Annotated in this window: 22 protein-coding genes and 1 pseudogene; 9 read left to right on the top strand and 14 right to left on the bottom strand. The window is 69.7% G+C overall.

The window, feature by feature from the left end; translation table 11 throughout:
* Positions 1 to 5: 5 nt before the first annotated feature.
* Together JEQ17_RS17720 and JEQ17_RS17715 are read right to left on the bottom strand one after the other, a co-directional pair.
* Positions 6 to 1,526, bottom strand: coding sequence for a recombinase family protein (locus JEQ17_RS17720; protein WP_200396154.1), 1,521 nt, complete (start codon positions 1,524 to 1,526; stop codon positions 6 to 8).
* A gap of 21 nt (positions 1,527 to 1,547) precedes the next feature.
* Positions 1,548 to 1,697: pseudogene (locus tag JEQ17_RS17715) on the bottom strand (DUF4291 family protein); the annotation flags it as partial.
* 132 nt (positions 1,698 to 1,829) lie between these two features.
* Here JEQ17_RS17715 and JEQ17_RS17710 point away from each other — a divergent pair.
* Positions 1,830 to 2,117: a DUF1905 domain-containing protein gene (locus tag JEQ17_RS17710; protein WP_200396152.1), complete on the top strand. Its 288-nt coding sequence runs from the start codon at positions 1,830 to 1,832 to the stop codon at positions 2,115 to 2,117.
* Positions 2,118 to 2,143: 26 nt separating this feature from the next.
* Here JEQ17_RS17710 and JEQ17_RS17705 read toward each other — a convergent pair whose 3' ends face one another.
* Both JEQ17_RS17705 and JEQ17_RS17700 read right to left on the bottom strand, forming a co-directional pair.
* Positions 2,144 to 2,572: a hypothetical protein gene (locus JEQ17_RS17705; protein WP_234048242.1), complete on the bottom strand. Its 429-nt coding sequence runs from the start codon at positions 2,570 to 2,572 to the stop codon at positions 2,144 to 2,146.
* Between the two features lie 159 nt (positions 2,573 to 2,731).
* On the bottom strand, positions 2,732 to 3,487 hold the full coding sequence (locus JEQ17_RS17700) for a helix-turn-helix transcriptional regulator (protein WP_200396151.1): 756 nt from the start codon (positions 3,485 to 3,487) through the stop codon (positions 2,732 to 2,734).
* A gap of 142 nt (positions 3,488 to 3,629) precedes the next feature.
* On the opposite strand from JEQ17_RS17700, the gene JEQ17_RS17695 reads away from it, so the two are divergent.
* A complete protein-coding gene (locus JEQ17_RS17695; protein ID WP_200396150.1) occupies positions 3,630 to 4,349 on the top strand; it encodes a calcium-binding protein in 720 nt (239 codons plus the stop codon).
* Between the two features lie 457 nt (positions 4,350 to 4,806).
* Positions 4,807 to 5,319, top strand: a complete 513-nt coding sequence (msrA, locus tag JEQ17_RS17690; protein ID WP_200396149.1) for a peptide-methionine (S)-S-oxide reductase MsrA — start codon at positions 4,807 to 4,809, stop codon at positions 5,317 to 5,319.
* A 106-nt stretch (positions 5,320 to 5,425) separates the two neighbouring features.
* On the opposite strand, the gene JEQ17_RS17685 is transcribed toward msrA, so the two are convergent.
* Positions 5,426 to 6,547, bottom strand: coding sequence for a hypothetical protein (locus JEQ17_RS17685; RefSeq protein WP_200396148.1), 1,122 nt, complete (start codon positions 6,545 to 6,547; stop codon positions 5,426 to 5,428).
* Positions 6,548 to 6,835: 288 nt separating this feature from the next.
* On the opposite strand from JEQ17_RS17685, the gene JEQ17_RS17680 reads away from it, so the two are divergent.
* Positions 6,836 to 7,990, top strand: coding sequence for a cystathionine gamma-synthase (locus JEQ17_RS17680; RefSeq protein WP_200396147.1), 1,155 nt, complete (start codon positions 6,836 to 6,838; stop codon positions 7,988 to 7,990).
* 80 nt (positions 7,991 to 8,070) lie between these two features.
* On the opposite strand, the gene JEQ17_RS50045 is transcribed toward JEQ17_RS17680, so the two are convergent.
* The 3 genes from JEQ17_RS50045 to JEQ17_RS17670 all read right to left on the bottom strand — a co-directional run bounded on the left by JEQ17_RS50045 (position 8,071) and on the right by JEQ17_RS17670 (position 9,469).
* On the bottom strand, positions 8,071 to 8,313 hold the full coding sequence (locus tag JEQ17_RS50045; RefSeq protein WP_234048730.1) for a hypothetical protein: 243 nt from the start codon (positions 8,311 to 8,313) through the stop codon (positions 8,071 to 8,073).
* A 5-nt stretch (positions 8,314 to 8,318) separates the two neighbouring features.
* Positions 8,319 to 8,828, bottom strand: coding sequence for a sigma factor-like helix-turn-helix DNA-binding protein (locus tag JEQ17_RS50040; protein ID WP_234048241.1), 510 nt, complete (start codon positions 8,826 to 8,828; stop codon positions 8,319 to 8,321).
* A 140-nt stretch (positions 8,829 to 8,968) separates the two neighbouring features.
* Complete coding sequence (locus tag JEQ17_RS17670) at positions 8,969 to 9,469, bottom strand: MarR family winged helix-turn-helix transcriptional regulator (RefSeq protein ID WP_200401544.1); 501 nt, start codon at positions 9,467 to 9,469, stop codon at positions 8,969 to 8,971.
* A gap of 162 nt (positions 9,470 to 9,631) precedes the next feature.
* Between JEQ17_RS17670 and ilvA the strand changes: the two genes are divergently transcribed.
* The 3 genes from ilvA (at position 9,632) to JEQ17_RS17655 (ending at position 12,901) form a co-directional block, all read left to right on the top strand.
* On the top strand, positions 9,632 to 10,861 hold the full coding sequence (gene ilvA / locus JEQ17_RS17665; protein WP_200396146.1) for a threonine ammonia-lyase: 1,230 nt from the start codon (positions 9,632 to 9,634) through the stop codon (positions 10,859 to 10,861).
* A gap of 175 nt (positions 10,862 to 11,036) precedes the next feature.
* Positions 11,037 to 12,047 (top strand): ATP-binding cassette domain-containing protein, encoded by a 1,011-nt coding sequence (locus tag JEQ17_RS17660; RefSeq protein ID WP_200396145.1) that lies wholly within the window; start codon positions 11,037 to 11,039, stop codon positions 12,045 to 12,047.
* Entirely contained in the window at positions 12,044 to 12,901 is an 858-nt protein-coding gene (locus JEQ17_RS17655; protein WP_200396144.1) for an ABC transporter permease, read from the top strand. The genes JEQ17_RS17660 and JEQ17_RS17655 overlap by 4 nt, the downstream gene beginning before the upstream one ends.
* Before the next feature lie 162 nt (positions 12,902 to 13,063).
* Here JEQ17_RS17655 and greA read toward each other — a convergent pair whose 3' ends face one another.
* Both greA and JEQ17_RS17645 read right to left on the bottom strand, forming a co-directional pair.
* Entirely contained in the window at positions 13,064 to 13,561 is a 498-nt protein-coding gene (greA, locus tag JEQ17_RS17650; protein WP_200396143.1) for a transcription elongation factor GreA, read from the bottom strand.
* Between the two features lie 190 nt (positions 13,562 to 13,751).
* On the bottom strand, positions 13,752 to 14,144 hold the full coding sequence (locus tag JEQ17_RS17645) for a DUF4307 domain-containing protein (protein ID WP_200396142.1): 393 nt from the start codon (positions 14,142 to 14,144) through the stop codon (positions 13,752 to 13,754).
* Positions 14,145 to 14,290: 146 nt separating this feature from the next.
* Here JEQ17_RS17645 and mca point away from each other — a divergent pair, with 146 nt between their 5' ends.
* Together mca and JEQ17_RS17635 are read left to right on the top strand one after the other, a co-directional pair.
* A complete protein-coding gene (mca, locus tag JEQ17_RS17640) occupies positions 14,291 to 15,151 on the top strand; it encodes a mycothiol conjugate amidase Mca (protein WP_200401543.1) in 861 nt (286 codons plus the stop codon).
* Positions 15,144 to 15,407 carry a hypothetical protein gene (locus JEQ17_RS17635; RefSeq protein WP_200396141.1) on the top strand — a complete coding sequence of 88 codons (264 nt, stop codon included), beginning with the start codon at positions 15,144 to 15,146 and terminating at the stop codon, positions 15,405 to 15,407. Before mca ends, JEQ17_RS17635 begins: the two co-directional genes overlap by 8 nt.
* Before the next feature lie 39 nt (positions 15,408 to 15,446).
* Here the strand turns inward: JEQ17_RS17635 and JEQ17_RS17630 are convergent, their stop codons facing one another.
* The 4 genes from JEQ17_RS17630 to JEQ17_RS17615 all read right to left on the bottom strand — a co-directional run bounded on the left by JEQ17_RS17630 (position 15,447) and on the right by JEQ17_RS17615 (position 23,904).
* The gene (locus JEQ17_RS17630) at positions 15,447 to 16,463 is read right to left on the bottom strand and encodes a hypothetical protein (RefSeq protein WP_200396140.1); all 1,017 of its coding nucleotides are present in this window, start codon (positions 16,461 to 16,463) and stop codon (positions 15,447 to 15,449) included.
* Positions 16,460 to 17,797 (bottom strand): CHAT domain-containing protein, encoded by a 1,338-nt coding sequence (locus JEQ17_RS17625; protein WP_200396139.1) that lies wholly within the window; start codon positions 17,795 to 17,797, stop codon positions 16,460 to 16,462. The genes JEQ17_RS17630 and JEQ17_RS17625 overlap by 4 nt, the downstream gene beginning before the upstream one ends.
* A 5-nt stretch (positions 17,798 to 17,802) precedes the next feature.
* Entirely contained in the window at positions 17,803 to 20,628 is a 2,826-nt protein-coding gene (locus JEQ17_RS17620) for an ATP-binding protein (protein ID WP_200396138.1), read from the bottom strand.
* 72 nt (positions 20,629 to 20,700) lie between these two features.
* Positions 20,701 to 23,904: a tetratricopeptide repeat protein gene (locus tag JEQ17_RS17615; RefSeq protein ID WP_200396137.1), complete on the bottom strand. Its 3,204-nt coding sequence runs from the start codon at positions 23,902 to 23,904 to the stop codon at positions 20,701 to 20,703.
* Positions 23,905 to 24,043: the final 139 nt, after the last annotated feature.

Below are 24,043 nucleotides of genomic sequence, written 5' to 3'. Positions count from 1 at the left end.
TTCGGTCAGGTCCAGATGGGATTCTGCTCGATGTCGATCCTGCCGTAGTCGAACTGACGGCCCTTCCTCTTTGCTTCTTTGATCTTGACAGCGGCGAACAGGAAGCGGATGACAGCGTTCATGCGCGGGTAGTCCTCCGCTGTCTTCAATTCCTCCCAGCTCGCTCGCGCGTGTGGGCCCACCAGACCGTCCAAGACGTCTGCGGCGGGGCGGACGATCATCTTGCGCTCCACTTCGGCGATGCGCGCTTCAACCGTCCTGCGCATCTCGCGGTACTCCCGTGTCTTCAACTCCTGGCTGTCCCACATGTCTTTGAGATCGTCGAGTTCCTGGCAATCGGCCTCAACGGCTGCTTGATCCTCTTCCGACAACTCGGAAGGCGTCGGCGCCTCTGTGAGGTCGAGACGTTCAAGGAGGTTGATCGCGGCCTCGGTCACGAACTCCTCCACGATGGGAGCGGACACCACCCTGTTGCAGCGTGGGACATCGAGGCGATGGGTGTGGCGGTTGCAGACGTACTTGGCTCCGCTTCCCCCAGATCCGCCCATGATCCTGCTGCATCCCGTGCAGGTGACCACCCCGCGCAACAGGTAGAACCTGCTCGGCCGCTTGCCGTCCCCCAACTTCGCGGCGCGATAGGCGCGGCGCTCCCGGACTTCCCGCCACATCCCACGATCGATGATCGCGGGCCACTCGCCATCGCCGATCTCCTCGCCCCGGAAGACACGAATCCCTGCCACGTGGCGGCTGTCGAGAACATCCCGGACTCGCGGGGCACTCCAGGTTCGCCCTTCGGCGGTCTTCTCACCGCGGCCGTACAACTCCTTGGCCAGTTGGACCGGGCTCACGCCGTCGAGATAGCGAGTGAAGATCTCCCGCACGATGGCGGCCTCTTCGGGAACGATCGCTGTGCCGGTCTTGTCGTAGCCGTAGCGACGCTTGCCGGTGTGCGGCCTCCCGTCCTGGGCACGGTCGATCATGGAATCGATCAGTCGGCGCGATGTGTCGTCACTGGAGCGGCATGCGTGGGCCACCTCGATGCGCAGGAAGAACCGGTCATCGGGGTCCGCGAGATCGCGCCGGTTCGCCTGCCCGTGCAACGTGATGTCGTGATCGTCAGCGATCTGCAACAGCTCTTCGAGATCGCGCGGCTGACGCATCAACCGGTCTGGGTGGTACGTGAGGACGTGGCGGACACGGCCCTTGCTGGCCTCGGCCAGAAGCGCGTCCCACCCCGGACGTTTGCGCTTCCGCTGCCATGCGGACCGGTTGTTGTCCACAAAGACTTGATCTTCGGTGACGGCGAGTCCAAGACGTTCGGCGACCTCTCGGCAGATGCGCTCCTGGCGCTCAACGCCCGTCTGATCGTCATCGTTCACGTGCGAGATCCGGCAGTAGATCGCTGCGGACTCGCCCTTCCAGTCGGAACGGTGCTTCCTGGCCCGCTGCGGACCGGCTGCCTGCCTGGCCCGGAGGGCTCGCCGTAACCGGGCGTCTGCCTGCTGGTTCCTGTCGTCTTCGGCCATAGAAATAGGCTACGAACGCTCCTTGACCCACGTCATCCGATCCCGTTTCCACGCCGGCGGGAAACGCCCCTCCCGGGCGGCAGGTTGGCCGATTTGTGGGCGGTATGCCTGGTAGACGGTGATCGTGGATGTGGTGTGGGCCGCTCGGATTCTGCGGTGGGGTTCTTCCATGGCCTCCAGCGTGGGGTCGACCGGTGCGGTCGGCCACTGGATTTCGGCTGCCGGTCGCTCTCAAGGAGGAGTGGTGGCACGGTATGTACGCCGAGCGCGACTTGGTCGTACTTGCGAAAGGGGACCGGCAAGGTGGAGTTCGTCTTCGCGGGACGGGTGATGGAATGGCGCGGGCCGTCGCCGTACTACTTCGTCCCTGTGTCGGACGAGGAGTCCGCCGACATCCGAGAGGTGGCCGCGATGGCTTCGTACGGCTGGGGTGTGATCCCGGTTGAGGCGCGGATCGGTGAAGTCGTCTTCGGTACTTCGCTCTTCCCCAAGGACGGCCGCTATCTGCTGCCGCTCAAGGCCGCTGTACGCAAGCGGCAGGGCATCTCGGCCGGGGACGATGTTGCCGTGGAGATCTCTGTCCTGCTGTAGCTCGTTCGCCGACCTCGACTTCGTCATCACACCGCGTAGTAGGCGGCGTACCAGGCCGAATGGCCTTCGACGGAGAATTCCTCGAAGTCGCCGGCCGCTTCGCAGCTGATCAGTCGTTGCAGTGCCCTCTCGGCTTCGGGCAGTTGCTGTCTCGACAGGTACGCCTTGGTCGCGGCCAGTCCGCTTCCGCACAGCAGTTGGATGTCGATCGAGCAGTCGGCGTCCATGCCCGCGGACTTGGCCTGCCAGATGAGGAGCACGTCCTCGAGATTCCCGGCGTTGAACAGCTGCACGCAGCACAGCTTCATGAGCTCCGTGTCACCGTCTCCCTGCGCGCGCCTCTCCAGTTGAGTCCGCGCGGCGAGCAGACCTCGTACCTCGTCGAGATTCGCGCCGACGGGGTGCAGTCCGTAGCGGTGCAGGAGCTCGTCTTCGTCCATCGCGATATTGGTCACCGCATCAGTTTCCTTGATCGGATGTGGAGTCAGGCTTCATGCGGCCAGCTGTCAGCTGTCGGCCGTTGGGAGTCGCTACTTCCAACGGCTGGTGGTAGCAGCGCGTGAATTGCGGTTAATGTGCCTTTGGAGATACCGACCGCCTTCGGAAACCATTAGTCAGGGGCCGTAAGCCTCGGGATCAGGTTCGGGGAAGATGCGCGCGACGGCAGCAGTACGGCTGGAGACGTCGAGCTTGCGGAAGACGTTCTCCAGGTGTTTGCGGATGGTGCTTGTCGAGACCACGAACTGTCGTGCGATGGCCTCGGTACTGAGCCCATTTGCCACGGCGCGGAGTACGTCAAGTTCGCGCGGCGTCAGTTGTACCGGCTCGCGACGGCGTCGAGCGGCCTCGCGATAGATGGTGTTGATGTGAGGGCGCAGCAGTTGCAGTGTGAGCCGGTCGCGGTCGGTGAACGGCTGTGTGCGTTCGCGGGAGAAGTGGTACATGCGAATGCGTCCGGGTGCGGTCGGCAACGCCAGGACGATCATGTTGACGAAAGGCCGCATGTATTCGCTGTAGAGCGCGAGGTTCCGGAAGTCCCGCATTCCCATGTAGTCCGACAACTGGGCGACATCGATGTAGCCATGGCTCCGCTCCACGTCCGCGCAATGTGGGTGCTGGTGTTTCCACCGCCACCACAAAGTGTCGTCGGGTTCCGGATAGTGACCCCCGTACTCCACGGCTTGACTTGCCAGCACCCGGCGGGTGGGGAGGTCGATCTCACTGAACTCCGCGATATCGCAAGGGATCAGCTGCCCCAGACCTTTTAGCAGCGGCAGCGGCGGGATCTCGCCGGTAGTGGTGTGTCGCGCTTCGTCAACGACATCGAGCATCGCTCGCATGTGGCGTTCGGTGATCGAATGGCGGCTCATGGCGCCCTCCGTATCAGTCTTGACGGTTCAACACTACGCCGCTGGGCAGGCGGGATTCGTCATATGACGAATGGTGGTCCGGACCGTGCGAGGACACCGTGGGTGAGGACATATCCGATCCGACGGACGGGATGGAATCACCATGAATGAGCGATCACAGTCGGGGATCGACCGGACGGCTCGGGCCATGGCCGTATCGGTGCCTCGCAGGCTCCTCCTTGTTACGGGCTCAGCTCTGAGCCTTTTCGCCGCCACCGTTGCCCAGGGCGACGTGGCGACGGCCGCCGCACCCCAGTGCTACGGCAGGGTCGTCACCGTATGGGGAGGCCCGGGCAACGACACCATCAACGCCGGCTCCGGGAATGACGTCATCGCCGGTCTCGGGGGCTCCGACACGATTGTCGGCGGCGGGGGCAACGACATCATCTGCGGCGATGACGGTGACGACTACCTGGTGGGTGGTGACGGTGACGACCTCATCGCAGGCGAGCGCGGCAAGGACGCCCTCAGCGGCGGGAACGGGAACGACCGTCTGCGCGGGTTCTGGGGCAATGACGTGCTGTGGGGCGGTGCGGGCAACGACTCGCTGGAAGGGGGCGACGGCCACGCGTGGTCGCTGAACTGGGGGAATGACAGGCTGTACGGCGGAACCGGTGCGGACACGATGAGGGGCAGCGCCGGCAACGACGTGCTCACCTCGCCCGTCGACAACGGCAAGAGTGATCTGCTGTCCGGCTTCGCGGGGGCCGACCACCTGAACGCACGCGATGGCCGAGCCAACGACCGTGTCCATGGCGGCCTCGGGCGGGACTTCTGCAGGGGCGACCGAGGTGAGCCCTTGGGCAGCTGCGAACTCCGCTGACACATAGAACTCCGTGACACTTGGCAAACGCTGTTCGGAGCGATGTGGCTGACCGCTCGTCCCGTCCCAAGGGCGGGACGAGTCATGGCGGACGAGCCGCCGGACGGCTCACACGGTGTGACTGGATCCATGGAGCGGACCGCTGACGAACCTGCCCGACCGATCCAGGTCACGACCGACTTCCTGAAGCGTGCGGCGGAGCGCCACCGGCCACTTTTCGGTTGCCTCCGTTGCCTCCGTTGCCTCCGTTGCCTCCGTTGCCTCCGTTGCCTCCGGCGCCGGAGGCAACGTCTGTCGGGCAGGGACGACGGCCGACGACCGCACTGCCGGCTGGACGGGCATGGAATCGCCCGGAACCCTTCCGCGTTGAGGAGAGTGGGCGTGGGGAGCCGGTGGTGTGTGAGCCGATGCCCCCGACTGACCGAGCTGACAGATTCAGATAGTGGAAGGGATCGCAATGGCTGCGCAGACGCAGAGGGCCATGCTGGCGGGCGGATGCTTCTGGGGGATGGAGGAGCTGATCCGCCGACTCCCGGGTGTGACGGCGACCCGGGTCGGATACACCGGCGGGGACGTGCCGAACGCGACGTACCGTAACCACGGCACGCACGCGGAGGCCATCGAGATCCTCTTCGACCCCGAGAAGACGGACTACCGCGCACTTCTGGAGTTCTTCTTCCAGATCCACGACCCGAGCACCAAGAACCGCCAGGGCAACGACATCGGCCTCAGCTACCGCTCGGCGATCTACTACGTGGACGACGAGCAGAAGCGGATCGCCGAGGACACGATCGCGGACGTGGACGCCTCCGGACTCTGGCCGGACAAGGTCGTCACCGAGGTCGAGCCCGTCGGCCCCTTCTGGGAGGCCGAGCCGGAGCACCAGGACTACCTGCAGCGTTACCCGGACGGCTACACCTGCCACTTCCCGCGCCCGGGCTGGCGGCTGCCCGCCCGCGCGGAGGGCTGACCGCCAGGCGGCCCGGCGGAGGGTGGAGGCCGATTGGCCGAGGCTCCGCAGCCGGGCCGTGTCACTGGCCCGGCACCGTCGTGCCGCCCCGAGACCCTCGGCGCGCTCAGTGCGGCAGCGTCGCCGGGCTCCCTCCGTTCGCCTCGTACCCGCCGACCGCAAGGGCGCGGTACACCGCGTAGTCCGCGGCCGGGTCGGACGTCAGGGTCCAGGGGAGGGCTCCCACGTGGCCGTCGACGTGGACCAGCTGGATCATCGCCTCCGACCAGCGCTCGCCGCGGACCAGGAAGAAGACCAGCAGGTGGCGGACGTGGGCGAGCATCGGGTCGTCGGCGCGGGCCGAGTGGACCGCGTAGAGGGCGCCGTGGACCGCCTTGGTCACGACCTCGCTCTGGTAGAAGCCGCTGACCAGGTTCACCTCGGGCAGGTGCTCGAAGACGGCGAAGAGGGGCATCGCGGCCAGGAGGGACCCCTGGGGCGCCCGGGCCGCCGCCGCCTCCGCGAAGGAGTACGCCGTCTCGCGCGAGCCGTGCCACTTCTCGCACCAGTAGTGCAGCGCCGCCAGATGCGCCCCCATGTGCGCGGGCGCCCGGTCCAGGATCTTCAGCCAGACCTTCTCGAACTCCGCCTGGGGGTAGGCGAGTCCCCGGCCCACGGAGAGCTCGATGATGTACGGGATCGGGTCACCCGGAGACAGCAGCGCCGCCTCGCCGCAGGCCGCCCTCGCCTCCTCCATGATGATCCGGAACTCGTCCGTCCCCGGCGACGACGTACGCCACGCCTGCTGCACCAGGAACTCCGCGTGCACGGCGGCGCCTCCCGCGTCCTTGAGGTTCTCGGCCCGCCACACCCGCAGCCACTGCCCGCCGGGGGAGTCGCTCACCCCGCCCGGGCGCTGCTGCAGCTCCAGCGACGCGGCGCCCGCGAAGGCCTGCACGCGCTGCCAGCGCCGCTCGCCCTCGATCTCGGTGCCGGCCAGGAGCTGCGACGCAGCCCGGTAGTCCTGGGTGCGCTGCACCAGGTCCAGGACCTCCAGCAGGTCCTGGTCGGGGCCCGGCATGCGGATGTCCAGCTCCTCCTGCCGCAGGAAGCCGTAGTTCGCCGGGTCGGCCGCGTCGGGGTCGCCCGGGGCGACCTGCTGGATACCACCGGCACGCCTGCGCAGAAGGATCGGCCAGAGGACGAAGCTCATCATGAGCAGCGCCATCAGGACCCAGAGAATCTCCATGCCTCAAGCGAACCAGACTCGTCCGACAATTGGCGAACCTGGTCACCGCTCCTGTGGAAAACGTGCGCCGCCTCCTGTGGAAAACCGCCGGACCCACCCTGGCCCCCGGGCCCGCCCCAGGCCCGTACGAGGCCTGCACCAGCCCCGCACCGGGCTCGCTTCAGGCCCGCACCGGGCCCGTACGAACCCCGCCCAGCCCGCGCCTCGCCCCGTACTCCCGCCCCCACCATGCCCCCACCCACGCCCCATGCCGTCACTTTCCCCGCGAGCGCATTACCCTCGGTGCCCATGAGCGACAGGCACATCAGCCAGCACTTCGAAACCGTGGCGATCCACGCGGGCAACACCGCCGATCCCCTCACCGGCGCGGTCGTCCCGCCGATCTACCAGGTTTCGACCTACAAGCAGGACGGCGTCGGCGGTCTGCGCGGCGGCTACGAGTACAGCCGCAGCGCCAACCCCACCAGGACCGCCCTGGAGGAGAACCTCGCCGCCCTGGAGGGCGGCCGCCGCGGGCTCGCGTTCGCGTCCGGACTGGCGGCCGAGGACTGCCTGTTGCGTACGCTGCTCAGCCCGGGCGACCACGTGGTCATCCCCAATGACGCGTACGGCGGTACGTTCCGCCTCTTCGCGAAGGTCGTCTCCCGGTGGGGCGTGGAGTGGTCGGTCGCCGACACCAGCGACCCCGCGGCCGTACGGGCCGCCCTCACCCCGAAGACGAAGGCCGTCTGGGTCGAGACCCCCTCCAACCCCCTCCTCGGCATCACCGACATCGCCGCGCTCTCGCAGATCGCGCGCGAGGCCGGCGCGAAGCTGGTCGTCGACAACACCTTCGCCAGCCCCTACCTCCAGCAGCCGCTCGCGCTCGGCGCGGACGTCGTCGTGCACTCGCTGACCAAGTACATGGGCGGCCACTCGGACGTCGTCGGCGGCGCGCTCGTGGTCGCCGACCAGGAGCTCGGCGAGGAGCTCGCCTACCACCAGAACGCGATGGGCGCGGTCGCCGGTCCCATGGACGCCTGGCTGGTGCTGCGCGGCATCAAGACGCTCGCCGTCCGCATGGACCGGCACAGCGAGAACGCCACGCAGGTCGCGGAGATGCTCACCCGGCACGCGCGCGTGACGCGCGTTCTGTACCCGGGCCTCGCGGAGCACCCCGGTCACGAGATCGCCGCCAAGCAGATGAAGTCGTTCGGCGGCATGGTCTCCTTCCAGGTCGAGGGCGGCGAGGAGGCGGCCGTCGAGGTCTGCAACCGCGCCAAGGTGTTCACGCTCGGCGAGTCCCTGGGCGGTGTCGAGTCCCTGATCGAGCACCCGGGGCGCATGACGCACGCGTCCGTGGCCGGGTCCCTCCTGGAGGTCCCCGCCGATCTCGTACGCCTCTCCGTAGGCATCGAAAACATCGACGACCTCCTCCAGGACCTCAAGCAGGCCCTGGGCTAGTCACCGACGGGCTCACCGGCCGGGCAACGGGTCACCCGGCCGACGGGCTCATCTGCGAGGCAACGGACTCGCCGACGCGCTCACCACCCGGTCAGCGGTGGAGTCGTCTCCGACGGCGGCTCCACCCACGGCTGGGTCAGCGACGCCCACACCACGAAGGCCACGACGGCCGCGAACAACAGCAGCCAGAACAACCGCCGCGCCGCCCTCCTGCGGCGCAGCATCCGCCCGCCCCGGCGCAGCGCCTCCCCGTACAGATCCGGCGGTACGGGAGGCTGCGGCTCCTCCAGGATCCGGCGGACGTCCGCCTCCCTGCGGCTCATCGAGCTCACGACGGGGCCACCTTCGCGATCACCGGAGCGGCCTCCCGCGGCGGATGCAGCAGCGTCGCCATGGCACGCGCGCAGATCGCCCGTACGCGCTCGGTGGGCAGCCCCAGCAGCGCCGCGGCCTGCTCCTCGGCGACGCCCTCGTACATGCGCAGCACGAGGATCAGCCGCTCCTGGGGCGTGAGGCAGTACAGGACGCTGCCGGCTTTCGGGTGGCTCCGGGGGTGTGCCCAGCCCAGACCGCCGTACTGATGCCACGCCCCGCGCGCGAAGCGCACGGCAAGCTGCTGCCTGGTCCGGTCGTACGGGTCCTCGCCGCGCAGCCGGTCCCAGGAGGCGTACGTATGGGCGAGGGCGGCCATGAGCAGGCGCCGCGCGCGTGGGTTGTCGTCAGGGGGCTCCGCGGTGAGCAGTGTGGCGGCATGCAGCAGCCGCCCTGCCGCGCCCGCGACGAACGCCTCGAACTCCCGGGCCCGGCGGGCGTTCTGGGACGCCTGCCGCTCTCGCACCGCGCCTCCCGGCTGGGGGAAACCGGGCCCTTGAGACGTACGCCGAGAACAGCCGCGTACGACAGGACCCGATCTCATATGAGGCCAGGCGTGGGTCCCCGGTCAAGAGGCCGGGGCCGATGCGGTGCGCGCGGGGTGTTTCAGGAAGGCTCCCGTGCCTCCGCGGAGGGCGATGCGGCCATGCGGGCGGAGAGCGCGAGGTTGAACCGGGTGAGCAGCGTGCAGAAGGCCTCGCGCTCCTCGGGGGCCCACTCCTGGGTCAGCTCCGCCATCAACTGGCGCCTTGAGGAGCGCACTTCCTCCAGGCGGGAGAGTCCGCGCGGGGACAGCTGGAGCACCACGGCGCGTCCGTCCTCCGGGTGGGAGGTGCGCTTGACGAGCCCGGTGTCGACGAGCGGGGCGACCTGCCGGGTGACCGTCGACGAGTCGATGCCCATGCTCGCGGCGAGTGCCTTGACGCCCATCGGCCCCTCCTTGTCGAGGCGGTTGAGCAGCAGGTACGCGGCACGGTCCATGGAGTTGCGCACCTGGCCGACCCCGCCGAGCCGGGTCTGTTCGGCACGGCGGGCGAACACCGCCACCTCGTGCTGCAGCGATTCGAGAAGACCGGTGTCACCGACGGTCGTCATGTCCATCGACATTTCAGGTGTTGTGGGCATGGCCGGAGGCTCTATTCATGCGTGGGGCTGGGTTGGGGGACAGAGTACGCGGACGGGGGGCGGGCCGTACCTGCGCTGAGCAAACCGGTCTCGGACGTTGGTCACAGCCGGTGTGGCGCCGCGTGAACTGCGAGACTGGTGGTCATGAGCTACCGCACGGCTGACTCCATGCCGCTGGTGACCCTCGACGATGTACGCGGCGCACAGAAGATGCTCGCGGGCGTGGCGCGGATGACCGCCATGGAGGGCAGCAGGCACCTGTCCCGGCTGGTGGGCGCGCCGGTCCACTTCAAATGCGAGAACCTCCAGCGGACGGGTTCGTTCAAGCTGCGCGGCGCGTACGTGCGGATCGCCGGGCTGCTCCCCGAGGAGCGGGCCGCCGGCGTGGTCGCGGCGAGCGCGGGCAACCACGCGCAGGGCGTCGCCCTCGCTTCCTCGCTGCTCGGTGTGCGCTCCACGGTGTTCATGCCCAAGGGCGCCCCGCTCCCGAAGGTCGCGGCGACCCGGCACTACGGCGCCGAGGTGCGCGCGCACGGCACGGTGGTGGACGAGACGCTGGCCGCCGCGCAGGAGTACGCGGCCGAGACGGGCGCCGTCTTCATCCACCCCTTCGACCACCCCGACATCATCGCCGGGCAGGGCACGGTCGGCCTGGAGATCCTGGAGCAGTGCCCCGAGGTGCGCACGATCGTCGTCGGGATCGGCGGCGGCGGTCTCGCCGCGGGCATCGCGGTCGCCGTGAAGGCGCTGCGGCCGGACGTACGGATCGTGGGCGTGCAGGCGGCGGGCGCCGCCGCGTACCCGCCCTCGCTGGCGGCCGGGCATCCGGTGTCCATCGAGAACCCCGCGACGATGGCCGACGGCATCAAGGTCGGGCGGCCCGGCGACGTGCCGTTCGGGATCATCGGCGACCTGGTGGACGAGGTCCGTACGGTCTCGGAGAACGATCTGTCCAGCGCGCTGCTGCTCTGCCTGGAGCGGGCCAAACTGGTCGTCGAGCCGGCCGGCGCGAGTCCCGTCGCCGCGCTGCTGAGCGAGCCGGGGGCCTTCGAGGGCCCGGTCGTGGCGCTGCTGTCGGGCGGGAACGTGGACCCGCTGCTGATGCAGCGCATCCTGCGCCACGGCATGGCCGCGGGCGGCCGCTACCTCGCGGTCACACTGCGGCTGACGGACCGGCCCGGCGCTCTGGCCACACTTCTCGGGGTGTTGTCAGTGGTGGACGCTAACGTCCTCGATGTGAGCCACGTACGGACCGACCCACGGCTCGGACTCACGGAGGTGGAGGTCGAACTGCACCTGGAGACCAAGGGACCGGAGCACTGTGCCGAGGTGAACTCCGCGCTGCGGAAGGCGGGTTACACGATCATCGACTGAGGTCGGATCGGCTGTCGCCCCGGTTGGAATAATCCGTTGAGAAACGCGATACATCGCGTTATGGTGTGTCTCCGGTCACAGATCCGCCCCGTGCCGAACGGGCTCGTCGGGCGGCGCAAACCTGAGAAAACTAGCTTCTTTCCGTAGGATCACCAACCACTTTTCGGAGACTCATATGCCAGGCGCCATCTACGCCGAAGGCCTGGTGAAGACCTTCGGCGACGTAAGGGCTCTGGACGGCGTCGACCTCGATGTCCCGGAGGGCACCGTCCTCGGCCTGCTCGGGCCGAACGGCGCGGGGAAGACCACCACGGTCCGCTGCCTCACCACCCTGCTCCGGCCCGACAGCGGCAAGGCCGTCGTCGCGGGCATCGACGTTCTGAAGCAGCCGAACGAGGTGCGGCGCTCGATCGGTCTGTCCGGCCAGTTCGCCGCGGTCGACGAATACCTGACGGGCCGCGAGAACCTCCACATGGTCGGCCAGCTCTACCAGATGCGCGCGAAGCAGGCCAAGGTCCGCGCGGTCGAACTGCTGGAGCAGTTCCACCTCACCGACGCGGCCGACCGCCCCGCCAAGACGTACTCCGGCGGTATGCGCCGCCGGCTCGACCTCGCGGCGGCGCTCGTCGTCTCGCCGCCGGTCATGTTCATGGACGAGCCGACGACCGGCCTCGACCCGCGCAACCGCCAGCAGTTGTGGGAGGTCATCAAGGACCTGGTCTCGGGCGGCACGACACTGCTGCTCACCACCCAGTACCTCGAAGAGGCCGACCATCTCGCGCACGAGATCGCCGTGGTCGACCACGGCCGCGTCATCGCCCGGGGAACCGCCGACCAGCTCAAGGCCCGCACCGGCGGCGAGCGAGTCGAGGTCGTCGTGCACGAGCGCGAGCACATCGAGACGGCGTCCGAGGTGCTGCGCGGCTTCGGCAAGGGCGACACCACCGTCGAGCAGCACACCCGCAAGCTGACCGTCCCCGTCACCGGTGGCGCGAAGCTTCTCGCGGAGGTCATCCGTGAGCTGGACACCCGCGGTATCGAGATCGACGACATCGGTCTGCGCCGTCCCACCCTCGACGACGTCTTCCTCTCGCTGACGGGACACCACGCCGAGGCGGAGGACCAGGAGAACGGCACGGGCGAGGACGCCAAGGCCGGCAAGAACAAGAAGGAGACCGCCAAGTGAGCGCCGTCACCGACGCCGTGCGGACCGCTGCCCCGGGGGGTTCGTTCGGCCAGTCCGTCCGGGACTCCCTGGTCGTGGCCAAGCGGAACCTGATCCGGATGACCCGGATCCCCGAGATGATCCTGTTCGGGCTGATCCAGCCAGTGATGTTCGTGGTGCTGTTCACGTACGTCTTCGGCGGGTCGATGCAGATCGGGGACACCACCAATCCCGACGTCTACAAGAACTTCCTGATGGCCGGCATCTTCGCGCAGACCGTCACCTTCGCCACCGCGGGCGCCGGGGCGGGCATCGCCGACGACATGCACAAGGGCCTCATCGACCGGTTCCGCTCGCTGCCCATGGCACGGGGCGCGGTACTGACCGGCCGCACCGTCGCGGATCTCGTCCAGACTGCTCTGACGCTGCTGGTCCTCGCGATGGTCGCGCTGCTCGTGGGCTGGCGTCCCGGCTCCATGGAGCCGACCAACTTCGGGAAGATCATGGGCGGCTTCGGCCTGCTCCTGCTGCTCGGGTACGCGTTCACCTGGATCGGCGCGCTGATCGGACTGTCCGTGCGCACACCCGAGGCGGCGACCTCGGGCGGTCTGATCTGGCTCTTTCCGGTGACGTTCCTGTCCAACGCGTTCGTGGACTCCAGCAAGATGACGCCCTGGCTGCGTCACATCGCCGACTGGAACCCGTTCAGCGCGACCGTTCAGGCGTGCCGCAGTCTCTTCGGCGACCCCGGCCTGTCCACGTCCGGCGCCTGGCCCATGCAGCACCCGGTCTGGGCCTCGCTGATCTACTCGGTCCTGATCGTCGTCATCTTCCGGACGCTGGCAGTGCGGAAGTACCGCTCGGCGGCGGCCTGAGGCAGGGCGACTGCTTGAGATGCGGTCGCGGCCCGGGACACAGTCTCGGGCCCGCCCGGAACATGGTGAAGCCCCCGGAGCATGGGCACCGGGGGCTCACCAGGGGCGACGCGCTGGACGGGTCGCGAGGCGCAGCGAGTGCGCGACGCGACGCGGGAGGAACTACGCGGCGTACGGCTTGGCCTCCAGGATCGTCACCGAGGCCAGCTTGCCGTTCGGCAGTTCGTACTCTGCGTCCTGGCCGATCTTCTTGCCGTTCACGCCGGAGCCCAGCGGGGACTGCGGCGAGTACGTCTCGATGTCCGAGCTCGCGTACTCACGGGAGGCGAGCAGGAACGTGAGCGTGTCGTCCTTGTCGCCGTCGAAGGCGATGGTCACGACCATGCCGGGCGCGACCGCGCCGTCGGCCGCCGGGGCCTCGCCCACCTTGGCGTTCTCCAGGAGCTGGGTCAGCTGGCGCACGCGGAGCTCCTGCTTGCCCTGCTCCTCCTTGGCCGCGTGGTACCCGCCGTTCTCGCGCAGATCGCCCTCCTCGCGCGCAGCCGCGATCTTGGCGGCGATCTCCGTGCGCGCAGGACCAGACAGGTGATCCAGCTCGGCCTTGAGCTGGTTGTACGCCTCCTGGGTCAGCCAGGTGACGTTCTCGCTGGTCTGGGTCACAGGTGCTCCTCGTAGGTACTGGGAATACAAAGCATCGCCCTACCCAGAAGAATGTTCCTTCACGGGTGGGCGAAACCACGAGCCTAACAATTCACGGCCCAAAGGGGGAGGACATAAGCCATCAGAAATACGTCAACGCAGGTCAGCGGCCAGTTGTCCAGGGTGACATCCGTCAGCCGCGCGACAGGACTCAGTCCGCGTGGCAGCCGAGGAGCTCCGCGGTCGTGCCGGGGGCCGTCGTGCGGAGGGTGACGACCTTGTCGATGCGGGTGGAGTCCTGGTCGAAGCGGAAGTCCGCGCGGCCCACCTCGGCACCGCTCTCGGCCTGCGAGCGGATCGTGCAGTAGCCGCTCGCGTCCGCGTCCTTGCGGACCTCCAGGTGCACCTTCACCGAGGTGTCCGAGAGGTCGTAGGTGATGATCTCGGCGCTGATCTTGTTGCCGCCGACGTAGTAGTAGGCGAAATAGCCGACCAGGGCGAGCAGGCCCGCCCCCAGCACTGCGCCGATGATCCTGAGCCTGCGGTCGGCGCGCCCGTCCGTGGAGCGGCCGTACCGGCCCTCGGGCAGCTGCACCGTACTCATGATCGTCCTCTCCGCGGGGAGCGGGCGGGGTTCGGGCCCGGAATTATTCGCCCCCCGATTCGGTCACTATAGAAGCGCCGATCGCGCCGTTTCACACAGGGGCGCCGACTTACGAGGATTGAGTCTTGACTGACCAGCTGCGACTGATGGCCGTCCACGCCCACCCCGACGACGAGTCGTCGAAGGGCGCGGCCACCATGGCGAAGTACGTGTCCGAGGGGGTGGACGTGCTGGTCGTGACCTGCACGGGCGGGGAGCGCGGCTCCATCCTCAATCCGAAGCTGCAGGGGGACAAGTACGTCGAGGAGCACATCCACGAGGTACGCAAGAAGGAGATGGACGAGGCCCGCGAGATCCTCGGCGTCAAGCAGGAGTGGCTCGGTTTCGTGGACTCGGGCCTGCCCGAGGGCGACCCGCTGCCGCCGCTGCCCGAGGGCTGCTTCGCCCTGGAGGACGTCGACAAGGCGGCCGGTGAGCTGGTCCGCAAGATCCGCGCCTTCCGTCCGCAGGTGATCACCACCTACGACGAGAACGGCGGGTATCCGCACCCGGACCACATCATGACCCACAAGATCTCGATGGTGGCGTTCGAGGGCGCGGCGGACACCGAGAAGTACCCGGAGTCGGAGTTCGGCCCGGCCTTCCGGCCGCGGAAGCTCTACTACAACCAGGGCTTCAACCGCCCGCGCACCGAGGCACTGCACCACGCCCTGCTGGATCGGGGCATGGAGTCGCCGTACGGGGACTGGCTGAAGCGCTGGGACGAGTTCGAGCGCACCGAGCGCACGCTGACGACGCACGTCCCGTGCGCCGACTTCTACGAGATCCGCGACAAGGCCCTCATCGCCCACGCCACGCAGATCGACCCCGACGGCGGCTGGTTCCGGGTGCCGCTGGACCTCCAGAAGGAGGTCTGGCCCACGGAGGAGTACGAGCTCGCGAAGTCCCTCGTCGATACCTCCCTCCCCGAGGACGACCTCTTCGCGGGCATCCGCGACAATGCCTGACATGAGCGCAAGCCTGGCACTGACACACCTCGTCCCCCTCGCCAAGGAGGTCGACGAGAACAAGGTCACCCCCGGTGTCCTCGGCTTCATCGTCTTCGCGGTGATGGCCCTGGCCGTGTGGGGGCTGATGAAGTCCATGAACCGGCAGCTGGGAAGGGTCGACTTCACGGAGGAGGCCGACCCGAAGGCACCCCCCTCCGAACAGACGGCCGACCCGGCCGCTTCCGGAGGCAAGGCCTCGCCCGCCAAGGGCTGAGGCAGGCGGGGCCCCGGTCCGCCGGGGCTGTGGCGCCGTTCAGCGTGAATGGTCGGCCAAGGACAGCAGCAGGTGGGCGGACTCCGGGTGCAGGTGGTCGGAGTGCGCCCCCGCCGGCCCGTTGCCGCGCGCGAAGACACCGCTCGCGTCGACGCTGACGAAGCGGTGGTCCAGCGCGGCGCGCGGGTACGGGTCCTCCGGGCGCAACATGCGCAGGAAGGACACCGGTGCGGGGGCCGTGCCGATGCCCGCGTGACCGATGCCGGCGCGTTTCTCGGCACGTAGGTGCCAGAAGCCGGTGGCGCGGTCGTGCTGGGAGTACGTGGCCACCACAGGGCCGCGCAGCGGCGCCTCGGCGAGCGCGATGAAAGTCGTGGCGAAGGCGTCGCGCGGGGCTGCCATCTGCAACAGCAGCATCGAATCGACCGTGAAGGGCCGATCCGGCGGCTCCGGTGTGGTCCAGCCCAGGGTGACCGGTGCGTCCGCCGCCCACTGCACTGCCTCGCACAGGAACCGGCATCCGAAGGAGTGGCCGACGAGGTGCAGGTACTGACCCTCGCGGTTGGCGAGGACCGGTGCGGCTGACGGGTCTCCGCGGTGGGCGTCCAGGTAGCCCAGCAACCGGCCGATGACGCGGGCCGCGTGACCGTTGCCCGTACTCATGGCGTGTGCCCGGTCGCGGATGCGCCGGTAACCGCCCAGGGACGGCAGTGAGCGGGAGGGCCAGCGGACGAGGACGGTCCAGGGTCTCCAGGGCCGGAGGCCGGGGTACAGGCCACCGTGGGAGTACATCTGGCTGCGCTCGTACTGGGCGGCGGCCAGGTCCAGGAGCCGGGTGACCGCCCTCAGCGCGGACTCCGGGCCGGTCTGCCAGCCGTGGACATAGACAAGGAGATCCGTCGCCCAGCCGGGTGGGGACAATTCCTCGGCGAAGTGGTCGTCCAGGCGGCCTGCGGGGACGGGGCGCGGGCCGGTCGGTGTGCTCTCCATCAGCCAGCCGTCGGTGTCCAGATCCACTGTGTGCACGGCGTGCGCCGCGTGCGCCGGACCGCTCATACGGCTATCTCCCGGCCGCTCTCGGTGGCCTTCTCCGCAGCCCGCTCCAGGCGGGTGTCCATGCCGCAATGCAGCGCGTACGCGAAGCCCAGCGGGTTGAGCAGTTTGTCGGCGAAGTGGCGGGCCACCGCGTGGGCGATCTCCCCGGCCGTCTCCGTGCCGCGCAGGTAGCGGGTCAAGAACTCCAGCGCGTACTCCGCCGCGAAGCGCTGCGGCATCTCGATCTGAGGGCCGAGCACGCCGCGCGCACCCGCGTGGATCAGGGCACGGCCCAGGAATGCCAGGTCGCCGCCGCCCTCGGGCACTCCCGCGTGGCAGGCGTTGAGCACGACGAACGGCTGGAACGGGCTGTCCTCGCCGAAGCGTCGTCGGCGTTCGCGCACGGTCTGGGCGTCGATGGCGGTCTGGTCGCTCAACTTCACCGCCAGGCAGGCTGGCTGGGATCCGTTGGGTATGAAGTGGCCGTGGCACCAGAAGTACATCAGGTGCTCGTCCAGACCGTGATCCGCCAGCGCCCGCACCAGTTCGGCGCGCGTGGTTCGCTCCACGAAACGGGTGTTCGTGGCGAGAACCGTGGCGACTTCCGCCGCCTTGGTACGGCCCTGGCGGTCGACCCGTGTGTCGTGGTTGAGGCTGACGGAGGGCACGGCCGGGGGCTCGTGACGGCCGACCAGCCAAGGGTAGGCGCCGCCGGTCTGCTCGATCTGGTGGCGGTGGCCGAGAAAGCGGGCGAGGAGCGTGGCCGGGTCCTCGTCGTAGTCCTGGTCCGGCGGTGCCGCTTCCTCCGTGCGGAGGCACACCATCGGCCACGGTATGTACAGCTCCGAATCGAAGCGGACCCGCAGGCACTCGCGGGCGGAGAGCGCCTCGGCCAGGTACGTACGGAAACGGCGGACGCGCGGGTCGGTGCCGCCCAGTAGTGTCTCGAACAGCAACTCCGAGCCCGAGAGGGTCAGTTCCTCGAGGATGGCGTAGAGCTCGGCAGGCGGGCGCGTGCCCAAGTCCACGAGGGCGGCGTAGGGCTGCTCGGGAGTGTCCGGCGCGGGGCGGCCGTCGTCCGTCAACGGGCGGAAGTCGACGAGGAGTTCCTTCCAGAGCCGGCACAGGCGGGCCGCGGCCGTACGCACCTCGCTGGGGCGGGCCGTCAGGTCTGCGCGGTGTTCGGTGCCGTAGAGAGACGGTACGGCGGGGCCGTACAGCCGTGCCCTGATGCGGTCACCGGCCAGGATGTCGAGGCAGACCGTGATGTCCGGGCCCCGGGTCAGCTCGTCGGGGAGGGTCGTGAAGCCCCGGCTGGGATCCTGGACGATGCGGACGCGGAGTTCCGTGGTCATGCCGGTCACCGCCCCCGCAATGAGGTCGCGTGCGGTGCCGCGAGGCCGGCGGGGTGGCCGGTGTCGAGGATTTCCAGCTCCGTCTCCACCTGTTGGAGGACGGTGCCGGTGTGTTCCAGCGCGATGGTGAAGCGGATGACGTGGATGCCGGGCCGATGGGCCGTGAGCGCGAACTCGGTGCCGTGGACCTCGCGCGGGGACGGCCGCAGAAGGGCGGTGGGCGGTTCGACCGAGGCGGCGGTCAGAGGGACGGCCACCACGGTGAGCCATGGGCGGTCGTCCTGAGAGGAAGCCCACGGGTGGCTGGTCTCCGGGGTGACGCGCAGGAGGATGCGGGCGGTGGCATGGGTGGTGGGTGAGTCGTCGAGGAGCGTCAGCCGGGTGTGACAGCGGGGAGCGGCGGGCGGTGTCGCGCCGGTGGCGAGGTACTTGGCGAGGGCTTTGTGCCTGCGGGGATCGGAGACGGCCACGGTGTCGCGGGCGTGCAAGGGGATGACAGGGCGGGTCTCCGCTTCCGAGGCACGCCAGAACGTCCTGATGTCCTCGTCGAGTTGTTCCCGGTTGTGGATGTCCTGGGGGTGATTCCATGCGAGGTCGACCAGCGAGGCGACCTCGTCGGGCAACAGGCGTCGGGCGCGGACCGCCTGGGCCCAGGCGAGGCCGCCTTGGTCGTTCAGGCCGGTGAAGAGTGTTTCGGCCTGGGCCAGCTCGTTGGGCTCGTTCGGAGACGGGCCGGCCCGTAGAGCGCATTCGAGCAAGGACCACGCCTGGCCGAGATCGCAGCCGAGCTCGGTGAACTCGGCAGCGGTGGACCGTAGTTCAGGCACCTGCCAGTGGTCCGGAGTGAGAATAGCCAGCCGGTGGCGGGTCCACGCTGCTCCCAGTTGGTCGTCGCAGGTCCGGAAGTGGTCCGCAGAGGCCAGCAGAGCCACCCGGGCGTCCGCGGAGTGGCCCAACCGTGCGTGCCCCAGGGCCAGGAGGTGACACGTCCACCCCATACCGCGGATGTCCTCGGCCTGTTCGTGCGCGGTGAGCGTCTTTTGGGCGGCGACGAGGGCCGCTTCGGCAGGGCCGCTCAGGAGGAGCAACCGGATCCGCTCGGTGGCTGTCCAGTTCAGCCCGCGTATGTCGCCCGCGGTGCGCAGCGCCTGAGTGGCCTGCCCCAGCAGATGGTCCGCCTTTTGTGCGCGGCTCATCAGCAGGCAGGCCCGGGCGTGGTGCAGTAGTGCCCAGCCGCGGCCACGGACGAAACTGATCAGCCTACAGATCTCTTCGGCCTCGGCGAGCTCCGATTCGGCTGCCAGCGGCCTGCCCTGGTCGCACAGCGCCGCACCGCGGATCGTGGACAGCCAGGCGGAGTCGGCCCCGAGTGCCTCCGGCGCGCTGTCCAACGTCGTCAGGGCGCGGCTCAACTCGCCCGCATGGTAGGAGGCGTCGGCCTCCCCCAGGGCGGCACGTTGAGGGGATTCCTCGACCTGTCCGCTTCGGAGCGTCTGCGACATACCGAGAGTGCGGAGCAGCAGGCTCAGACCTCGCCGCGTGAGATCCCCCGACGCCCGATGGAGCGCCACGAGGCGGTGGGCGTCTCCGCGGACGGCCAGCAGCGTGGCGAGCGCGTCGGCGAGTTCATGCCGGTTGCCCGAAAGGTAGCGGTGCCGATCAAGCAGGGTCATGAACTCGTCGACGTGCTCCACGAGTTCGGCGGGCGTGAATCGGGTCTCCCATCTGCCGCCTGGAACCTCCCTGCCGTCCAGCAGGCGTGCCACCCCGAGAGCGCTGTGTGTGACCGCTTCCTCCACGTCCGCCTGCACGCGGGCGGTGAGCAGGTCCCTGTCGATCTGCGGCATACGCAGGAGCGCGGCGGTCGCGACCGGTGAGGGAAGGACCAGGCGTCCGTCACTCGGCTCCAGCAGAAGCTCGTACGACCGGAGGCTGCTCAGAATGTGCGGTACGTCCGACGGGTCGGTGTCCTCGGGGAGCAGCGCCTCGACCGTGAGGGCGCTGAATGGTGCGCTGCCCTCTTCCTGTGCCGCGAGCCGCAGCAGCATGTCCGCCACGGCGGGGTCGAGCAGGTCCGTCGCGAGTGTGAGCAACTCGCCCGGCCCTTTGACCGGCAGCGGCGTTGCCCCTTCCAGCCCGGCCAGCACGGCTCCGGCGACTCGTGCCCAGAGCGGCAGCCCCCGTGCGGCCGAGACCAGCCTGCGGTGCTCGGGGCTCGGGCTGAAGCCGGCCCACCGCGTGGCCGCGACGCCCTGGGCCAGCTGCACGGAGTCTCGGGCGCCCAGGGGCCGTACCGTGTGCAGATACGCCCCCAGGTCGCCCCACCGGGCCTTCTGACGCGAGGTGATGATCACCAGGTTGGTGCCCTGGTGGAGCACTTCGAGAAGTTCACGGCCCAGCGTGGGGTGCACTCCGTCCAGGACCAGCGCCGAACCCTGGATGTGTTCACGGCACTGGTCCCGCAGCTCACGGGCGAACTCTCGCTGGTCTCCGGTCCGGTCGGCCGTCAGGGCGGCCTCGACGACTGGCCATCGCGGGGCCCCGTGCTCGGCGAGGAGCCGCAGCAGCGTCGGCTCCGCCCGCGCCAGATCGCTCAGCGACAGCCAGTGCACGTGACGGAGACCGAGCCGCTCCACCAGTGCGGCCGCCAGTGCCGATTTCCCGACACCGGCCGGTCCGTGCAGAACCACCACCTTCGGGTTCTCTTCGCTTGTCCCGGGCTCCGACCACCGGTTCAGCCGCCCGGAGAGCGCCTCGACCTCCGAGTCCCGCCCCACGAACGGCACCGGAACCCCCGGCGGCGGTGTGGGCCCACGCAGCACGTCCTCCATCGATGCCCCCCAACACCCTTACGTTCCCGGGAAGTCGAGCCTCCATCCATGCGAACGGATGCCCGGTCCCGATCAGCCACGCTGCGCCGAGACCGCCACCCCCATAACCTCCCGCGCATGCCGGTTCGGCACCATCCCGAGCCGCCAGGCCTGCCAGCCGGCCTCCAGGTCTGCGCCTCGTTCCAGGAGCAGCTGGTACGCCTCGATGTAGTCGTCCAGTTTTCCGTCGCGGGTCGGGTGGCCGGTGCGGGAGAGCTGGGTCAGTTCCTCCTGGGCCACCGCCGTGCCGACCTCCACGCCGCCGGGGGAGGCGTAGGGGAGGAGCGTGCAGCGCAGGAAGCGGGCCCAGTCCTCGCCGCGGCGGTCGCCGTAGGAGGCGAAGAGGGACGCGGCCTCGTCGCAGAGGGCGAGGGCCGGCTGGGTGCGGGCGTTGCCGGCGTCGACCACCGCCAGTTCCAGGCAGGTCCAGGCCTCGCCGTGGGCGACGCCGATGCGCTGGAAGTCGGCCCGCGCGTCCACCAGGAGCTGGCGGGCGAAACCCGAGTTCCGCAGTGAGCCGGTCTGGGCGGCACGCTGGTCGCGGGTGACCCGGGCCGAGTGGTGGCGCGCGCACGCCAGGCCGTACACATCGCGGATACGGGAGAACATCGTGCGCGAGCGTTCCAGTTCACGGACCGCCTGGTCGAGGTTGCCGGTCTCCTCCAGGGCCTGGCCGAGGTAGTAGACCGTCCAGGCCTCGCCGCGCGAGTCCTCGTTGTCGCGGTGGCGGGAGGCCGCCTGGCGCAGGCCGTCCACCGCGGACGACGGGTCGCCGTCGACCAGGCGGGCGCGGGCGAGCTGGGTGAGGGCCCAGGCCTCGCCGCGGGCGTCGCGCGTGCGGCCGTACAGATCGAGGGCCTCGCGGAGCTCGGACTCGGCGCGCGGTACGTCTCCCATGCGCAGACCCAGCTGGCCGAGCTGGAAGTGGGCCCACGCCTCGCCGTGCACGGACTCGCCCTCGCGGTGCAGGACCAGGGCCTGGGTCAGGAGGTCGAGCGCCTCGCGCAGTCTCGCGCGGTCCCGTTCCACCGCCGCCAGCGCGTGCATCGTCCAGGCGCGGTCCGCCGAGAGGTCGGGGGAGGCCTGGAGGTCCATGGCCTCCTGGAGCTTCGCCGCCGCCTCCGTGAGATTGCCCTGGTGGTGGAGGGTGATCCCGAGCGAGCAGAGCGCCCGGGCCGCGCCCGCGTCGTGGTGCGCCTCGAAGTAGAGGTCCACCACGGAGGCCAGTTGCGTACGCGCCTTGTCCAGCTCGCCGAGCTGGCGGGCCGCGATGCCCGTACGCCACTGGACCGAGCGCACCAGCAGCCCCTGGTCGACGGCCTGCGTCAACTCGCTGATCTCGCCCAGGCGGTAGAGGTCGCCGCGCAGCAGGCAGTAGTCGCACAGCGCGCCCAGGAGGTTGAGCACCGTCGCCTGGTTGACGCCCTCCGCGTGCCGCAGGGCCGCCGTGATGAAGCTCGACTCGTCGTCCAGCCAGCGCAGCGCCGCGTCCAGCGAGGTGAAGCCGTGCGGGCCGAACTGGTCGGCGCGGGTGGACGTCTTGCCGTCGACCAGGCGGATCACCGAGTCCGCGAGCTCGGCGTAGTTCGCGATGAGACGTTCCTGCGCGGCCGTGCGCTCGGACGGCTCCTCCTCGTCGAGGAGGCGGGCCTGGGCGAAGGCGCGTACGAGGTCGTGCAGGCGGTAACGGCTGCCTCGTACATGGTCGATGAGGCCCGCGCGGGAGAGAGCCTCCAGATGGCGGGTCGCCTCCGGCTCGTCCGTCGCGAGCAGGGCGGCCGCCGCGGCCGCGCCCAGTGAGGCGCGGCCCGCCAGCGCGAGCCGTCGCAGCAGCCGCCGGCCCGTGTCCGACTGGTCGGTGTAGCGCAGCCACAGGACCCGCTCGACCGGCTCGACCGGTCCGTACGCCGCCAGGTCGGTGGCGAGCCGGCTGGGTGTGCGCGGGCCGAGGGACGAACCCGCGATGCGCAGCGCCAGCGGGAGGCCGCCGCACAACTCCCGCACCCGGTCGGTGGATTCGGCGTCGTAGGGGGCCGAACTGTCCTGTGCCGCCGCCTTCAGGAGCTCCTCGGCGCCCGGCGCGGTCAGCGGCTCCACGGCCAGCTGGTGCACCCAGGCGGGGAGGTCGGCGGGCAGGTCGAGGGGTTTGCGGGCGGTGACCACGACGAGGCTGTCGGAGCGCTCCGGCACGAGCGTGCGCACCTGCTCCACATCGCTCGCGTCGTCGAGCACGATCGTCACCGGGAGGCCGGTCAGATGCTGGTGGTAGAGCTCGGCGAGCCGCCTGACCTGCTGGTCCTGCGAGGAACGCTCACGGAACAGCAGCTGCTCGCGGGGCGCGCCGAGCCGGTTGAGCAGATGCAGCAGCGCGTCGCGGGTCGTCAGCGGCGACTCCTCCGGGCTGTCGCCGCGCAGGTCCACCACGCACGCGCCGCGGAACTGGTCCTTCAGTTCGTGCGCCGCCCGGACGGCGAGGGTGCTGCGGCCGGAGCCGGGCGAGCCGTACAGCACGACCACCGTCGGTCTGGTCTCCGTGCTCGCCCGGGCCGCGTGCACCCACTGCGCGACCCGCAACAGCTCCTGCCGACGGCCCGCGAACGGACCGACCGGCTCGGGAAGTTGACCGAACGACTGCTCCAGGACGCTCCGTCTGCGGGCCGCCGCGCTCTTGTCCGTACGCCGCAGCTGGGGCGCCCCCTTCTTCGCGCCGGTGGACGCGATGAGGACGCGCTGCTGGTCGAAGAACGGCCGGATACCGCGCACTTCCAGGGCGGTCAGCCAGGCCAGGCGCAGCTGTTCCGGGCCGCCGGGCTGGCCGAGGGCCCCCGCCCGGCGGCTCGCGGCAGGCAGATGGGAGGCCGTCACCTTCGCCACCGTGGCCGCGGCGCCCGCGACGCCGACGACCGCGCCGGCGCCCAGCGCGATGCCCGTGCCGGTGCCGAGCGCCAGGTCCGCGACGCAGGCCGCGAGTGCGGCAACGGCGGCCACCAGCAGGGGAGTTCCGGCGCCCTCGCGGGCGTACCGCTGGCCGAAGGTGAGGCGGCCCGCCTCCGCCTCGTCCAGCGCCGAGGTGAACGCCTCGTACTCCTCCGTGGCGGTCTGGGCCATCGTGTCCAGAGCGGACCGGGCCCGCGACAGCAGCGCGCCCCCGTCGGCCCGCCCGCCCGAGCGACGGACCTCCTCCTCCACGGCCCGCACCAACAGCCGTTCGGCCTCCGCCCGATGGCTGTCCCGCATATCGCGTCCCCCTCCGCCGGTAACGGCTTTCTTGGTCAAGTGTCCTGCGGATGGGCGGGGAAGGCGAGAGACTCAACCTCTGTCATGTCCACGCCCATCCGGAATGCGTCGGACCCATCACCTACCCCCGGCGCGCACG

This window comes from Streptomyces liliifuscus (assembly GCF_016598615.1).
Lineage (GTDB): Bacteria > Actinomycetota > Actinomycetes > Streptomycetales > Streptomycetaceae > Streptomyces > Streptomyces liliifuscus.
Note: the sequence above shows the minus strand (reverse complement) of the source record. Positions and strands in the feature narration are given on the sequence as shown.